We start from the raw sequence: 15,058 nt of genomic DNA on the forward strand, positions 1-15,058 counted from the left end.
ATGAAAAACATCCTGACCATTCTCCGCGATGACCTCCACGCCATTCGCACCAATGTAATGACCGCGGTCATCATCTTTGGCCTTGCCATCATCCCGTTGCTTTTCACCTCCTTCAACGTGTTGGCCAGCTGGGATCCCTTTTCTAATACCGACCAACTCAAGATCGCTGTGGCCAGCGAGGATGAAGGCCACGAAAGCGACCTCGCCTCCCTGAAACTGAATTTGGGCGATAAGGTGCTCTCACAGCTCAGCCGCAATCAAGATATCGATTGGGTCATTACTGATAGCGCCGATGCCGTCGAAGGAACGAAGTCTGGCGAATACTATGCCGGCATTGTTCTGCCCAAGGACTTCAGCGCGGATTTGCTCACGTTTTATGTAGAAGGAACCGAGCCAAGCAAGCTCAACCTCTATACCAATGAGAAGAAGAATGCGCTGTCTACCATCATCACGCAAAAGAGTGCGGACGGCGTCATCCAGAAAATCAACGAGTCCTTCACCCGCGTGGTATCCAATGTCGGCCTTGGCGTCGTCTCGGATTTTGATAAATACCTTAATGAGGACGATACCCAGACTGCACTCAATAACCTGCACAACCGCGTCAATAACGTCAGCACTCGCCTCGATGCTGCGGCTGGCACCGTAGGTGCACTAAGCAATCTGGTCGACTCCACCCTGCCGCTTACGCAGGCTGCGGACAATATCCTCGCCGAGGCTGGCCGCCAGGCTACGGAGACCGACAATGACCAAGGCGAAAACCCCATCGACGTTCTGCGCTCTACCCTCAATGACTCGGCTGGCTCACTCGACGCTTCCTTGGCGGCTACAACGCAAAGCTACGATGCGCTCTCTGCCCAGGTTGATGAGTTGCTCGATAATGCAAGCACCACCAGCGCACAAACGGCGCAGACCTACCGCACCGCAGCTGAGCGTGTAGACGAGCAGACAAAGGCCTTTGAGGGAGTTCGCGCTTCCCTCAAGGACCAAGCCGATAAGGTAGCTCTACCAGCTCCAGTCGCGGGTGGATATAAGGCGATGATGGGCCAGATTGATGCCTCCATTGCGCAGAGCAACGCGCTGCATGATTCGCTGGTATCTACCGCCGATGACCTTGAGCAAGGCCGTGGCACGTCCCAAGACTCCCGACAGCGCACCAAGGGTGCCATCGCCAATGCCAAGCAGGCTGCTGAAAAGGCACGCAATTCCTATAACGAGAACCTCAAGCCGCAGCTAGACCAGCTCAACCAGAGCGTCTCGGTGGTCGCGGACGATATTGATGCTGTCAAGCAGGACATCGCAGGCATTCGCTCTTCGGTCTCCCAGAAGGAGGGGTCGCCACAGCAAAGCCTGGCGCGCGCCCGCGATACCACCGCCAGCCTTGCCAGCACCCTGCGGGAGCAAAGCGGCCGTTTTGCTGACATGGGCCGAAAAATCGACGAGGTGCGCCGTGGCGGCGATTTAGACAAGCTAGCGGATATCGTCGGCAACGATCCAGAACTGCTCGCCTCCCGCATTGCCGCTCCCGTGGCTGTAGACCGCCAGCCGGTCTACCCTGTCGCTGCCTTTGGCGTGGGTATGACGCCGTTCTACCTCGCTTTGTCGCTGTGGGTAGGGGCCCTTCTGGCATGCGTGCTGGTGCATACCAACGCCGAGCGTAAATACTTGCGCAAGGACGAGAACGGCAATTACGACGAGAGCGAATTCACCCGTGGTCAAGCGTTCTTCGGTCGCTTTGCCACACTCGGCCTAGTTGGCCTCGCGCAGGCCACCTTGGTGGTTCTCAGCCTTATCTTCTTCGTCCAGATCGAGCCCGCGCACCCATTCATGCTCATGTTCGCCGCATGGATAGTCTCCCTGGTGTTTATGTTGATCATCTATTCACTTGTCATCACACTCGATAGTGCCGGCAAGGCCTTGGCGGTGTTGTTGCTCGTGATACAAGTCTCTGGCTCCGGCGGCGCGTACCCGCTGCCCCTGCTGCCTGAGTGGTTCCAGAACGTGAGCCCGTGGCTGCCAGCGACGTACGCTATTGATGCTTTCCGCAGCGCCATTGCGGGCATCTACCACGGCGATATATGGCGCGAGTTGGGCATGCTACTGTTATTTACCATCCCCGCACTCATCGTCGGCCTCATTCTCCGCCGCGCTATGGATGCCTATCACAAGCGCCTCAAGAAGGCGATTAAGAAGACGAAGGTCATGGCGTAGCCGCGCTGGGCGACGTCTCCCCTTCCGCACTTCCTACACCGCCCACCAAGCCCTTTTCACGGCTTGGTGGGCTTCTTTCATCGTCGGGTCCCACGCTAGTGCCCCAAAGACCTAGAAGGGGCCGAGAAAGCCGCATATGCATCCACTAAAGGGACTCGGATACCCTTCCTATCGGCTAGTTCTAGCCTCCTTCTTAAGGGATTCCCTCGAACGCAGCTATCGGGCACGTAGTCACTTACGGCCCACCTGAGTCCCTACTAAAAGACCGCTACGGGAGTCTGCGCCCCGCTTTACCTCGGCTCCCAAACCGTCCCGTGGGCAGGACGGTTAGCCCTTAACCCTCGAGGCCTCCCCTACATGTCGCTAGACCGCACAGGTCTTAGGTAAAGAAAAAGCTGCGAGCCATCTGGCTCGCAGCTATCCGTTGGTACCCCGTACGGGATTTGAACCCGTGTTACCGGCGTGAGAGGCCGGCGTCCTAGGCCGCTAGACGAACGGGGCGCGTTCGCAGCAATCGCACACTGTGCGTTGCGGACTTGTTAAGAGTAAACGATGGGTTAATTCAGCACAAATCGCGCGGTCAAGAACGGTTTTGGGGGCAGGCGAAGGAAAACGCAAAAATTCCCGAGTCCGGTACTGCAGTGAGGGTTCTTCGTGGCCGAGGTGCGGATCGAATCAGTGGTTATTCCGCAGGCAATCTGTGGATAGTCCGTGGCCGAGAACGCTGTGCTAGTAGGACTCGGGATGGCGCTGTGCGTCGAAGTGCATATGCTGCAGGCTCCTATACTTCGTACAAACGTTGGTGGGAAGGAAGTTGTGGATTATAGCGTTACTACCTGGCTGTGCTTTCGGGCTGTGCGCCTTGGCTGTGGTGCGTTTCGCTTTCTGTCACCCGCTCTCCTTTCTGTTTGTTTTCTGCTGTACTTGCAGTGTATGCCTGCATGTGCAGGACAGGAAGGGTTTTGCACAACTTCGCGGTGGTCTTAACCCTGGTTTCATTGGCAGCAGGCTGCGGCCTGCGCAGATAAGGTTAATGGTCTGGGGGTAGGTTATAACCAGTTTTGTTCGCGTCGTGGTCGCGCCCCAGACTGACGCTGGAAAAAGACATTGCCCCGGATATGAAAAATCCTCCAGCCTTTGGGCTGGAGGTCTTTGTACCCCGTACGGGATTTGAACCCGTGTTACCGGCGTGAGAGGCCGGCGTCCTAGGCCGCTAGACGAACGGGGCGTAGAACTAGTGAGCCTGCCATTTAAAGCATTTTCACTGCTGGCCTACCAGGACTCGAACCTAGAATGGCGGTACCAGAAACCGCTGTGTTGCCAATTACACCATAGGCCATTTGCTAACTTGCGTTGGAAGCTTACTACCTTTCGGCCGTTCTCCCTTGCTCGCTGCAACGTGTAATAACTATAATGATCATCGCGTAAACTGCCAAATCGCCAGCACACAACGCATTTTCAGGCCAGTAGAATGGTTAATAAAAATGCGGCGAATGACAGCGCTGTAGTTCAGCTGTCATTCACCGCATCGAAGGGCGGGGTTAGATATCTATCGCCGCCTTGCTGGAGGCACTCCTCCTACTGTGCTGCCGGCACGTAGGGAGTCACTTCACGCGCCGCACGAAGGCGGGCCAGGGTGGACTCCTTGCCCAGCAGCTCCATGGACTCAAAGAGCGGTGGGGAAACCTGGGCGCCGGAAATAGCCACGCGCAGTGCGCCATAGGCCTTACGGGGCTTCAGTTCAAGGTCTTCGATAAGCGCCTTGGATAGTGCCGCCTCAATATTCTCAGTCTTCCACTCCGCAATACCCTCGAGGGTCTCAATACCCACCTCGAGCGGCTGAATGGCCTCTTCCTTGAGATTCTTCTTCGCCGCCTTCTCATCGAGCTTTAGTTCGGCATCCGGGGTCACCAAAAAGCTCATGAGGCCATAGGCATCAGACAGAGTCTTGATACGGGTTTGGACAAGGTCTGCAGCGAAGGCGAACTTCTCGCCGTCATAGTCGGCCGGGAAGTCCGTGTACTCGGTCAAGTAGTTACGCAGACGGAAGGCAAACTCTTCTGGGTCCAGCTGGCGGATGTGGTCCGCGTTGATGGCCTCGAGCTTCTTCTGGTCAAAGCGCGCGGGGTTACCCAGCACGTCGTGGACGTCGAAGTTTTCTACCAAGTCATCCATGCTGAAGATGTCCTGGTCCGCGGACAGCGACCAGCCCAGCAGGGACAGGTAATTGAGCATGCCCTCAGGAATGATGCCGTTATCGCGGTGATTAAAAAGGTTGGACTGCGGGTCGCGCTTAGATAGTTTCTTATTGCCCTCGCCCATCACAAAGGGCAGGTGGCCAAACTCTGGGGTGAACTCGGCAACGCCGATCTTCTTAAGGGCGTCGTAAAGTGCGAGCTGACGCGGAGTAGAAGAAAGCAGGTCCTCACCACGCAACACGTGGGTGATACGCATCAGGGCGTCATCTACGGGGTTAACGAGGGTGTAGAGGGGCGCACCATTGGAGCGAGCCACCACATAGTCCGGCTGGGTCTCCGACTTGAAGGTCATCTCCCCGCGCACCAGGTCGGTCCAGGTCCAATCCTGCTCCGGCATGCGCAGGCGCCAAACCGGTTTGCGGCCCTCAGCCTCGAAAGCGTCGATCTGCTCCTGGGTGAGATCGCGGTCAAAGTTGTCATAGCCCAGCTTCGGGTCACGGCCAGCAGCCTTGTGGCGCTCCTCCACCTCTTCGGCGGTGGAGTATGCCGGGTAGACAAATCCGCCGTCGATAAGCTTGTCTAGGACCTCTTTGTAGATGTCCATGCGCTGGGACTGACGGTAAGGCTCGTGCGGGCCGCCAACATTGATGCCTTCATCCCAGCCCAGGCCAAGCCAGGTCAGGGAATCAATGATGGCCTGGTAGGACTCCTCAGAGTCACGGGCGGCATCGGTGTCTTCGATGCGGAATACCAGCTTGCCGCCGGTATGGCGGGCGTAGGCCCAGTTGAACAACGCGGTGCGCACCATGCCTACGTGCGGCGTACCGGTTGGGGACGGACAGAATCTAACGCGTACTTCAGTCATGCCCACCATCGTAGTGGAGGTCGCAATCCCAGTCCGCACCAGCCCAAAGCGGGCCCACACCACCCCGGCGCGCGGGGCTACTTTCCGTGTGCACCTACACACAAATAGGGGTAAGCGGAAATAGATTTCAGTAAAAATGCACAGGTCATCGAAAACGGCTTCCATTACCACTAACGGTTTATGAAATTCATTTTCTATAGTTTCTGATGGAATTATGAGAACTGTAGAAAGGCCTCCCCAACAGTGGCTTCCCCACGCATCCGCTTCCTTGCCGCGCTCAGCACTCTAGCGCTTATCACGCCCGCCACGGCCGTCGCCGGCCCCGATGATGGCAAGCACATTGCCACCGATACCCATGTTGACTCCCCTAAGTCTTTCTGGGAAAACAACGACTTCGTGCTGAAGTCTGAATTTGGCGGCCAGGAACCGCCGATCGCAGACACCGTCGCCTGGGTGGGCAGGGGCTACAGCGCTATGGACGGCCACAACCAGTTCCTCTATACGCTGCCGGAAAACGGCACTCAGGACTATATTGGGGCGCCCGGAACCACGTACTACACCGCGCCGCACCAAGTGTCCGGCAATACTTCACCCATCTGGTTAGGCTTTGGCGCCGATACCTCCCTGCCCACTGACAAATTCCGGGATGGCATAGCCTTCCTTGACTTGCTCAGCGTCGATGGCCCCGGCGAGGTCGAGCTTTTCACCAATAAAGATGATGAGGACGGCACCCAGCTGCACCGTATGCTCGGCTCCTTCCCTGATTCACCGCATTCGGCCTATCTCGTTGCCGGCACGCACACCCACAACTCCACGCTGTTTACCAAGCCTGGCCGTTACCGCCTGACCTACCGCACCAGTGCGCGCGGCAAGGACGGCCAGCTCATCGCCAATGAACCGCAGACCACAACGATTCAAGTAGGCGGCCAGAAGCCCAAGGATGAGCAGACTCCAAGCCTCAAGGAACGCTTTGCCCAGTCCGCGACTGGCGACGCCGCCGCTGCCGGCTACAGCCTACGCATGGCCCCTAAGCGCAATCCCGAAAAAGACGGCGATGACAAGCTCACCACTATTTCCTTCGACGCTAAAAATAAGGCGCAGGGTACCCTGACGCTGCTTATCGACGGCTACTTCCTCACCGACCTCCCCGTTAAGAACGGCCGCGCGCAGTGGGACGAGTACATGGGGCCAGAGCCTTCCCAGGTACAGGCTGTGTTTACCCCAGAGGGTGATGCCCCGCGCTGGATTTCTAATCCCCTTGATGTCCAGCCCGGCGCGTCCGTTCAGACAGATTCTTCTTCTGCCGCCGAGACGTGGCAGGAAGCCTCCCACCCGCGCCAGCTTGCCCCCACCCAGGAAACCGAGCTGCAGGAACTGGGCTATACCATCCGGATGCGCAAGCAGGGCAAGGGTGGCACCAAGATCGTGGTCGATACCGAGGATAAAAACTTCAACGGCCTTCTCACCGGCGGTCTTTATGATGCCAAGGATTCCAAATACCCCACCGTGGATCTGGAAACCCCTATTACCAACGGGCACGGCGAGGTTTCCTTTGACGAGGGCGAATACTTCACGGGCTCTTATGCAAAGGTCAATCTCTTTCCTCATTCCACCGTGAAAGCTGGGCACGCAAGCAGCGTAATTACCGAGTCCTTTGCCTTCGGCGAAAACTACGAAACCACGGGGCGGTTCTCCACTTCCAATGAGGAACCGGACACCACTCCTGGCAAGGAAGACTCGCCATCGCAAGCGCCGCAGCCTGGCGCAAATGAAGCGGAAGCCGACACTCACCAGTGCAGCGAGAAATACCTACTGGACCGTGGGCACGTGGACATCAAGGCTCAGCCTGCCGAAGGCGGCTTTACTACCGTTCTGCGCGATGACACGGCACAGGTGGATAAGAAGTCCGTCGACCGCAAACTCGATGACGTGGTGCTCGGCGTACACGATAATGCGCTCACCCGACGCAACGACAAGCTTGCGGGCAAGGAGTTCGACTTCCTCGGAAAACCCGGTGAGCGCTTCTATCACCTACCGCAGACACAGAATCAACACATTATCTGGCCCGGTTATAACACTCAGGACTTGGATTATTCCGCGACCAAAGACAATGCCGTCAACCTCAACCTGAAGCCCACCTCCACCCCAGACGGGGCCGAGTGGGGCGCCTTTATCGACGCCTCCCATGGCAAGGGCTTTTCGGTCTTGGCGAACTCCGCGGCCAAGGACTACACCATCGAGACCAACTTTCCGGCCCACACCCACACGCACTGGGCCTTTTCCAAGCCTGGCCTCTATACCTTCGAGGCCACCTATACGGCCACGGGGAAGGACGGCAAGGAACTTAAGTCCGAGCCGCAAACTCTGACCTTTGCCGTGGGCGATAAAACCCTAGATTCTTGTTCCTCCCGCAAGCCGAGCGACTCCGAGGGCGAGACACCCAGCGAAAAGCCGACCGAGAAGCCGGACGATGCCCCTAGGCCAGAAGAGCCAACGGGCTCCTCGTTTAGCCCGTGGAGCTTAGTCCTCCCAGCGGTCCTCGTGGTGGTCTTCAAGGCCTTCTATAACTTCTTCCGCGATAACGAAGACCTCATCCGCCGGCGCTTCGGCCTCAATTTCTAACCCACACCAACCCAACTGACTAGACGGGACACCACAATGCACCAAACCCACTCTCCTGCCACCCGGCGCGCCCCACAGAGGCGCCGGTTCATGTCGGTACTTGCTGCTGTCTTTGCCGCAGCTTTAGCCTTCTTCTCTCCCGGCGCAGCCTTGGCCTTCGATGAGGTCTTTGATTCCGGACACGTCGACGCCTTCTATGTCACGGCCCCTGATGGCACGCTGCACCTTTCCATGAAGGAAGACATCACGGGGTCTGCCGTTCCGCGCTCTGGCGATGACGTAGTGCTGAAAGTCGTCGAGGATGCCTGGTCCGATGCCACCGAGGGCGTGCCAGAAATCGGCCAACCCACCTATTTCCTGCCACAGACCCAAGACCAGCGCATCATCTGGCCGGGCTGGGATACTCAACCCGCCCGCGATGGCGGTTTCGAAAGCGTTGATTTGGAGTTTGCTGAGGTCTCCGGCCCCGGTTCTGTGTATGTCTTTGAAACCAGCGGCTTTGGCGACGTCAAGGCTGTGACCGATTCTGGTTCCATGGAGCTCACCAGCGGTGAGGTCATCAACCAGCCCAATCCTGCCCACCGGCACGTCAATTGGGCTTTTAGTGAGGCCGGCACCTACACCATGACGGTGCGCGCCCATTCCAATGGTGAATCCAGCAATGCGGTGACCTACACCTGGGAGGTGGGCGACGGCGGCGATGCCTCCACCGCGGATCGCGCGGCTGATTCCGGCGACGCCACCACTGACCAGGAAGCTGCAAGCACAAAGCGACCTGCAGGCAAGAGCGACGCGACAGGCTCGGAGACCTCCGGCGCAGCAACAGGCGAAGAGTGCACCCCGGGCATGACCCCGCAAATCAAGGACGATACGGTCTCGCCCTCCGAGTGGCGCGATGCCGATGGTGCCACCTTCTACCTCTCCGATAAATCCAGCGTGGATCTCCCCCAAGAAGTAGGACCAGTGCCAGCAGGAAAGGCCTGGATGATTGGTTCTACCCAGGTCGAGGGTGTTCCGTGGTTAGGTGCGAATACCCAAAGCCCGTCGATGCGCGAGAATATCCCCGGCGATGTCACCTGGGAGCTGGTGGGTTTCAAGGGCCCCGGCCCGATGATGGTCTACTCCCAAGGCGGGCTAGGCAAGGTCGTCGGCGAGGAATGGTTCCGTGGCAACGCAGATGCAGCAGAAGGCACCCATTCCATCGCCCCGAATACCCACGTGCACCCCAATTGGGTCTTTGGCGCCCAGGGAACCTATGACGTCACCATCCGCCAAGTGGCTCAAACCGGTGAGGGAAAGCAGGTTGCCGGTGAGGCAACGCTCCATTTCGTCGTCGGCGGCGATGCACCGGCCAAGGCGTTTGATAACGGGCACTTCGACCTGGGAGCTGCCGTGAATCCAGACGGCGGCGACTGTGGGAATGGCGCGGCTGTAGGTGGGGCGTCGGCAAGCGCAAGCAGCTCTGCCGCACCCACCGGATCGGGCAACGGGCAGTCGGCGCAGGCACAAGGCACGGGCGGTTCTTTAGCCAATACTGGGACCCCCATCGTGCCCCTCGGCATCGGGGTATTGGGCCTGGGAATGCTCTTCCTCGGCCTGGGCATTGCGCGGCTGGCCGTAGCTAAGGCAGCGGACTAATGGAGCGTTCATCTTCCCACAATCGCCGGTGCCTTACCGTAGGGGCGATTCTGGGCTGTTGCCTGCTCACCGCTGGTTGTGCGTCCTCGGCCGCTGGTGATGCTGGAGACGGGGAAGGAGTCAGCGTGGTGGCTACCACCCCAATCCTGGCAGACCTAGCGCGCAACGTGGCAGGAGAAGATGCCCAGGTCAAAAGCCTCATCCCCAGCGGCAAGGATCCGCATACCTTCGAGCCAACGCTGCGCACGGTGCGCGATATTGCCAATGCCAACCTGGCGCTAAGCAATGGCTACCTGCTAGAGCCGCAAGCTCTTATCGATACGCTGCACGAATCCACCGACGCCCCCGTGGTGGAGGTCGCCGACGCTGCCTCCACCCGCGGTGCCACCCTGGTGCCACTGGTCGAAGATGTCTCCTTGGATGCCATTTGGCTGGGCCTGCGCATCAGCGGCGCCGCGCAACACTCCTCCGGAGTGGACTTTCGCATGGTTTCAGCCGACGGACCGGGCGACGTGGCGGCCTATGTGGTCTCCGCCTTCGGTACCCCGGAGATCCTCTTTAACTCAGCTGATGGCGTCGATGGCAAGGAAGATGCAGTAACCCTTCCTGCCAACGCCCACACCCACGTCTCTTGGGGGTTTTCCCAACCGGGGATCTACCGCCTTGGGTTTCAGGCCGACGGGACCGAAGTCCAGCACCTCACCGTGGCCGTGGGCGTCAACCCACCTAAAGGAATGCAGGCAATAGATTCCGGGCACCTGGATATTGAGGCCAACCTGGCCCAGCACCGCATTGACCTGCGCGACCAAGACAAGCGCTTTGACCCCGCCACCACCGCGGTATCTATCCCCTCGTCAGTGCTGCAGCCCATCCCGCCGGATCCGGCCTACCGCTTCCTCGGCGCGCCGGGCTCGGATACCTATCTCCTGCCGCAGGCCGTGCTGGGCAAGCACATCCATGGCGAGGTGGATCCGCACTTGTGGCACAACGTGGACAACGCTATCGCCTACGTGGATGTCATTGCGGAGGAGATGGCGCAAGCCGATCCCTCCCACGGTGCCGCCTACCGGCAGCGGGCAGCGGCCTATACCAAGCGCCTGCGGGACACGGATTCCTATGTGGACCGCGCCATTGCCTCTATCCCTGCTGAAAACCGGCACCTAGTGACCACCCACCATGGCTACGCCTACCTCGAGCAGGGCTATGACATTTCGGTGGCAGGATTCGTCACACCTAACCCGGCCATCGAACCTTCCCCGCGGGAGGTTATAGCCTTGCGCCGCACGCTGGAGAACCTGCACCTGCCGGCCGTTTTTGTCGAGCCCGTGCAACAGGCCAGCACCGAGACCCTTACCCAGGCCGCCGCGGAACAAGGCGTGGCGCTGTGCCCCATTTATGGCGACACGCTGGACGGCACCGTCGGCTCCTATATCGACCTCATGAAGTTCAACGCTGATTCCCTCCAGCGTTGCCTGAACCCCAATTCCACTGATGGAGAAAACAATGCATAAATTCGCTACCCGTACCGCTATCCGCACCGCCGCCTGCGCCCTTACTGCCGGCCTTGCTTTTTCTACGAGCCCTGCTTGGGCCGGCGACCTCGCACAAGTGGTCGGCGCCGAAGAACAGGTCGCCCCACAAGGCGAGGACAAGGTCATCGACACCGGCCACGTTGACGTTGGCGCTTTGCTCGACGGCACCGATTCCGAGCTCATGGCCCGCGATGACGCCGGCGACAAGCCCGTCTGGCGCCACCTAGATGATCTTGTCTTTGCCGTGGGCGATAAGGCGCAGCAAACCCTACCGGAGACCGATGACTTTGGCTTCGTTGGCGCCGATTCCGGCGAAAAGGTCTGGGTAGTTCCCCAAACCGAACAGGTCGGGGTTCCCTGGCTGGGTTGGAATACCCAGGCGCCCTCGCTTGTCGATGCCGCCGATCGCGGAGTCACCATGGAATTTCTCGGCCACTCCGGTCCTGGCGATTTCTCCCTTTTCTTACAAAACGGCGGCTTTGAAGCACCACAGCTGCTGTGGTCTACCGCGCAAAAGAGCGACGAAGACTTCTGGGTGGACCTCAATACCCACACCCATGCCAATTGGACGTTTACAGAGCCAGGCACCCATCAGGTAGGCATCAGGGTCAAAGGTAAGACCAAGGATGGCGCCGATTTCAGCACCGATGGCGTGCTCACCTTTGCTGTGGGCGATGATGCTGACGTCCAAGCGGCCCAAGATACTACTTGGAATCCAGACGATGCCCAGACCGCAGGCTCTTCCATCCCCACTTGGGTCTTTATCCTCGCCGGCGTGGGTGCCGTCGTACTCGTGGTGGCCCTTGGCCTAGTGCTGCGCTCTTCCAAGCGAGGCGATAGCCGTGGCTAAACCGCTCATTTCCGTTGCCGACTTGGAAGTATCGCTATCCCACCGGCGCGTAATCACCGGTGCGAGTCTAGAGGTCCACCCGGGCGAATTCATTGGGCTTCTCGGACCCAATGGCGCGGGCAAGACCACGCTCATGCGCGCCATTTTAGGGCTCATCCCCTCCTCCGGTACCCGAGAGATCGGGGGAATCGTAGGCTACGTGCCCCAGCGGCACGAGGTGGAATGGGGCTTTCCCATTAATGTGTACCGCACCGTACTCAGCGGGCGCACCGGCATCATTGGCTGGCTCAAACGGCCACGCGCCGCGGACCACGCCGCGGCGGCAGAAGCTCTTCGCTTGGTAAACATGGAAGATTTTTCCACCCGCCCCATCGAAGAGCTCTCCGGCGGTCAGCGCCAACGCGTCCTCATCGCCCGAGCGCTCGCCACGCAACCAGACGTGCTGCTGCTCGACGAGCCCTTCACCGGCCTAGACGCCCCCAATACCGAATCACTACTCGAACTATTTGAAGAGCTTTCCCAGCGCGGCAAGGCCATCCTCATGTCCACCCACAACTTGTCTGAAGCAGCGCACTCCTGCCACCGCTTGGTCCTCTTTAACGGCACCGTAGTGGCCGATGACTCCGCTCCGCGCCTTCTTCACCAGAGCGCTCCGTGGACGCAAACCTTTGGCGTACGCGCCGGCTCTCCCCTGCTTTCTGCCATTGGAGTCTCCGCATGATAGAAATTTCCTTCCTCGATTTCCTGCGTGACCTCGCCAACCCCCACCTCGACTTTCTCGCCCGCGCGGTAGGTATTTCTGTGCTTGCGGCCATCGTCTGCGGCGTCGTCGGCTGCTACGTGGTGCTGCGCGGCATGGCCTTTATCGGCGACGCCGTCTCCCACGCGGTCTTTCCCGGCTTGGCCATAGCCTTCGCTTTACAAGCCTCCGTGCTCGTCGGTGGCGCGGTGGCCGGTGCGGTTGTGGCGTTGCTCATCGCCGCCTTTTCACAGCGCCGCCACGTGCGGGCAGATTCCATCATCGGCATCTTCTTCGCCGCTGCCTTTGCCTTAGGCATGGTGATCATCTCGCGCACCGATGGCTATAGTGCTTCGCTGACCAGCTTTCTCTTCGGCTCGCTCACCGGCGTATCCCGCAGCGATATCATCGTCGCGGCCAGTGTGTGCGCTTTGGTTATTGCCGTCGTCGTAGCTTTTGGCCCCCAGCTCAACGCCACCTGCCTGGACCGGGAAACCGCACGCGCCATGGGGCTTCCCGTTGTTGTGCTCGACATCATGTTGTACCTGTGTGTCACCGCTGCCGTGGTCATTTCTGTGAGCACCATTGGCAATATCTTGGTCCTCGCGCTTCTCATCACCCCGGCCGCGACGGCACGCCTGCTTACCACGCATCTTGCGACCATGATGTGGCTTTCCGCCCTCATCGGCGCGCTGTCCAGCTTCCTCGGCATCTACCTGGCATGGGCCATTGATCTTCCGGCCGGCGCCACCATCGTGCTCACGCTCACCGTTATTTTCTTAAGCGTTTGGGCCATCCATCCACTCCTCGGCGCCCGCAAGCACGCCGGTGCCTCGCTTTCCGACGCCCCACGTCCCGACACCCCACGAAAGGAATCCGTTACCTCATGAAACCAGTCTGCCGCACCACGGTGGCCCTAGGCGCTGCCAGTCTCATCGGCCTCGGCTCACTTTCAGGGACGGGCGTAGCCGGCATAGCCCCCACCTCCGCCCACGCAGAAGAGTCCGCCGCGGCCTGCTCTGCCAGCGACTTCGATCTGATTACCAAGGGCCACCAAGACATGGCGCTTAGCGGCGATTCCGGCGACCTCAGCTTCACGGTCAAAGACGATGACAAAGGCATCAAGCATGACTCTGGGACCTTTGCTATTGAGGTGTCCGATGGCTTGAAACAGCCACTATCTGGGCTCGGCGATAGTTCCCTTCCTGAAGAAGGCTGGGTGCTGCCTCAAACCCAAGACCCCACCGCTCCCTGGCTGGGCTTTAACACCCAGGAGCTATCCCAAGACCTACTCGCCGCTGATGACACCGCAACCTTGAGCATGGCGATCGCACAGGGCCCGGAAGATGGGCGCATTGTGGCCTACCAGGCGGAGCTAGGCGAACCCACGGTGCTCATGGACACTGAAGATGGATCCGCCTGGGATTACCCAGGCAATTCGCATTCCCACCCGGCATTTGCGTTTACCAAGCCCGGAACCTACGCGGTGAGCTTTACCTTTGAGCTTCCCGATGGCTCCCGCCACCACCTCCATGCCGGCTTCCTCGTAGGAAAGCAGGCTGAGGCCAAGGACCTATGCGGCGTGGACTATTCCGAAGCGGATGCGGCCACTGGTTCTGGCAACGGCGCGGATAGTCGCCCCAAGCAACTGGAAAAGGACATCAAAGATGTAGACAAATCCATTGCCGGGTTGGACAAGGAACTGGAGAAGACCCTGCAGGAAGGCCAAAAATTCCTTGACGGCGGCGCACCTGACGATGCAGAAAAGGGCAAGCACTCAACACCCAAGAAGCCGGCGAATACTGAAAAGTCTGGAGCGCCACAAAAGTCCCACGCTCCGACATCAACCCGATCCACTGCCCCTGCGCAAAAGTCCAGTTCTGGTTCACGAACTACGACCCACCACTCGGCTAGCCATGTCAACGACTCTGCCTCCACCGCAAAATCAGGCAAGAGCACGTCATCTGGCTCGCACTCCTCGGCTTCCACCAGCGGTTCTTCCCGCTCGACTGCCAAGAAGTCCGCCAGTAGGAAGGACACAAAATCCTCCTCCCGTACGAAAGCAAAGTCCGCCGACGCCCGCAGTGCACAGCATGTTCCAGATGCAACCGACACAGAGAATAAGGACAGCAAAAATGTGCTGACCGATGCCGCTGCCTATACCTCTACCCTCGCAAAAAGCAGCTTTTGGGCGGGGATCCTGGCCGGACTGGGCGCATTCGCCTTAGTACTCGGCATCGGGTTGTTGGTCTATGTCCAGTTCTTCCGCAAAAAGAAGACACCACACCAGCACCAGGCCAGTGATGCCACGGCGAACATAACGCGCGTCGATTAGCGCAGGTCCGGCTTAAGAAAGCACAAAGCCCAGAGGATCTCTCCTCTGGGCTTTAGCGGTGGCTAAGAGCT

9 protein-coding genes and 3 tRNA genes are annotated in these 15,058 nt (G+C 59.2%); 8 read left to right on the plus strand and 4 right to left on the minus strand.

Annotation, left to right across the window (positions count from 1 at the left end; all coding sequences use genetic code 11):
- A complete protein-coding gene (locus QP915_RS00330) occupies positions 1-2,208 on the plus strand; it encodes a YhgE/Pip domain-containing protein (RefSeq protein WP_239279384.1) in 2,208 nt (735 codons plus the stop codon).
- Between the two features lie 425 nt (positions 2,209-2,633).
- On the opposite strand, the gene QP915_RS00335 is transcribed toward QP915_RS00330, so the two are convergent.
- From QP915_RS00335 to gltX, 4 genes are all read right to left on the minus strand, one after another.
- Positions 2,634-2,709 (minus strand) — tRNA-Glu (locus QP915_RS00335).
- Between the two features lie 654 nt (positions 2,710-3,363).
- A tRNA-Glu gene (locus QP915_RS00340) sits at positions 3,364-3,436 on the minus strand.
- A gap of 39 nt (positions 3,437-3,475) precedes the next feature.
- Positions 3,476-3,547: transfer RNA gene (locus QP915_RS00345), tRNA-Gln, on the minus strand.
- A gap of 239 nt (positions 3,548-3,786) precedes the next feature.
- Positions 3,787-5,280 carry a glutamate--tRNA ligase gene (gene gltX / locus QP915_RS00350; protein WP_284767748.1) on the minus strand — a complete coding sequence of 498 codons (1,494 nt, stop codon included), beginning with the start codon at positions 5,278-5,280 and terminating at the stop codon, positions 3,787-3,789.
- A gap of 234 nt (positions 5,281-5,514) precedes the next feature.
- On the opposite strand from gltX, the gene QP915_RS00355 reads away from it, so the two are divergent.
- The 7 genes from QP915_RS00355 (at position 5,515) to QP915_RS00385 (ending at position 14,987) form a co-directional block, all read left to right on the plus strand.
- The gene (locus QP915_RS00355) at positions 5,515-7,893 is read left to right on the plus strand and encodes a choice-of-anchor M domain-containing protein (protein WP_284767403.1); all 2,379 of its coding nucleotides are present in this window, start codon (positions 5,515-5,517) and stop codon (positions 7,891-7,893) included.
- 90 nt (positions 7,894-7,983) lie between these two features.
- Positions 7,984-9,531 carry a choice-of-anchor M domain-containing protein gene (locus QP915_RS00360; RefSeq protein WP_284767404.1) on the plus strand — a complete coding sequence of 516 codons (1,548 nt, stop codon included), beginning with the start codon at positions 7,984-7,986 and terminating at the stop codon, positions 9,529-9,531.
- On the plus strand, positions 9,531-11,042 hold the full coding sequence (locus tag QP915_RS00365; RefSeq protein ID WP_284767405.1) for an anchored repeat ABC transporter, substrate-binding protein: 1,512 nt from the start codon (positions 9,531-9,533) through the stop codon (positions 11,040-11,042). Before QP915_RS00360 ends, QP915_RS00365 begins: the two co-directional genes overlap by 1 nt.
- Positions 11,035-11,913 (plus strand): choice-of-anchor M domain-containing protein, encoded by an 879-nt coding sequence (locus QP915_RS00370; protein WP_284767407.1) that lies wholly within the window; start codon positions 11,035-11,037, stop codon positions 11,911-11,913. The genes QP915_RS00365 and QP915_RS00370 overlap by 8 nt, the downstream gene beginning before the upstream one ends.
- Positions 11,900-12,634, plus strand: a complete 735-nt coding sequence (locus QP915_RS00375) for an anchored repeat-type ABC transporter ATP-binding subunit (RefSeq protein WP_502869305.1) — start codon at positions 11,900-11,902, stop codon at positions 12,632-12,634. Before QP915_RS00370 ends, QP915_RS00375 begins: the two co-directional genes overlap by 14 nt.
- Positions 12,631-13,542, plus strand: coding sequence for an anchored repeat-type ABC transporter permease subunit (locus tag QP915_RS00380; protein WP_284767409.1), 912 nt, complete (start codon positions 12,631-12,633; stop codon positions 13,540-13,542). Before QP915_RS00375 ends, QP915_RS00380 begins: the two co-directional genes overlap by 4 nt.
- Complete coding sequence (locus QP915_RS00385; protein WP_284767410.1) at positions 13,539-14,987, plus strand: choice-of-anchor M domain-containing protein; 1,449 nt, start codon at positions 13,539-13,541, stop codon at positions 14,985-14,987. The genes QP915_RS00380 and QP915_RS00385 overlap by 4 nt, the downstream gene beginning before the upstream one ends.
- Positions 14,988-15,058: the final 71 nt, after the last annotated feature.

This window comes from Corynebacterium sp. MSK158, from assembly GCF_030229085.1.
Lineage (GTDB): Bacteria > Actinomycetota > Actinomycetes > Mycobacteriales > Mycobacteriaceae > Corynebacterium.

Bases quoted from the DNA above. Each gene is read 5' to 3' on its own strand.
- QP915_RS00330 (WP_239279384.1), top strand. From the start codon at position 1: ATGAAAAACATCCTGACCATTCTCCGCGATGACCTCCACGCCATTCGC.
- QP915_RS00380 (WP_284767409.1), top strand. From the start codon at position 12,631: ATGATAGAAATTTCCTTCCTCGATTTCCTGCGTGACCTCGCCAACCCC.
- QP915_RS00370 (WP_284767407.1), top strand. From the start codon at position 11,035: ATGCATAAATTCGCTACCCGTACCGCTATCCGCACCGCCGCCTGCGCC.
- QP915_RS00365 (WP_284767405.1), top strand. From the start codon at position 9,531: ATGGAGCGTTCATCTTCCCACAATCGCCGGTGCCTTACCGTAGGGGCG.
- QP915_RS00385 (WP_284767410.1), top strand. From the start codon at position 13,539: ATGAAACCAGTCTGCCGCACCACGGTGGCCCTAGGCGCTGCCAGTCTC.
- gltX (WP_284767748.1), bottom strand. From the start codon at position 5,280: ATGGTGGGCATGACTGAAGTACGCGTTAGATTCTGTCCGTCCCCAACC.
- QP915_RS00360 (WP_284767404.1), top strand. From the start codon at position 7,984: ATGTCGGTACTTGCTGCTGTCTTTGCCGCAGCTTTAGCCTTCTTCTCT.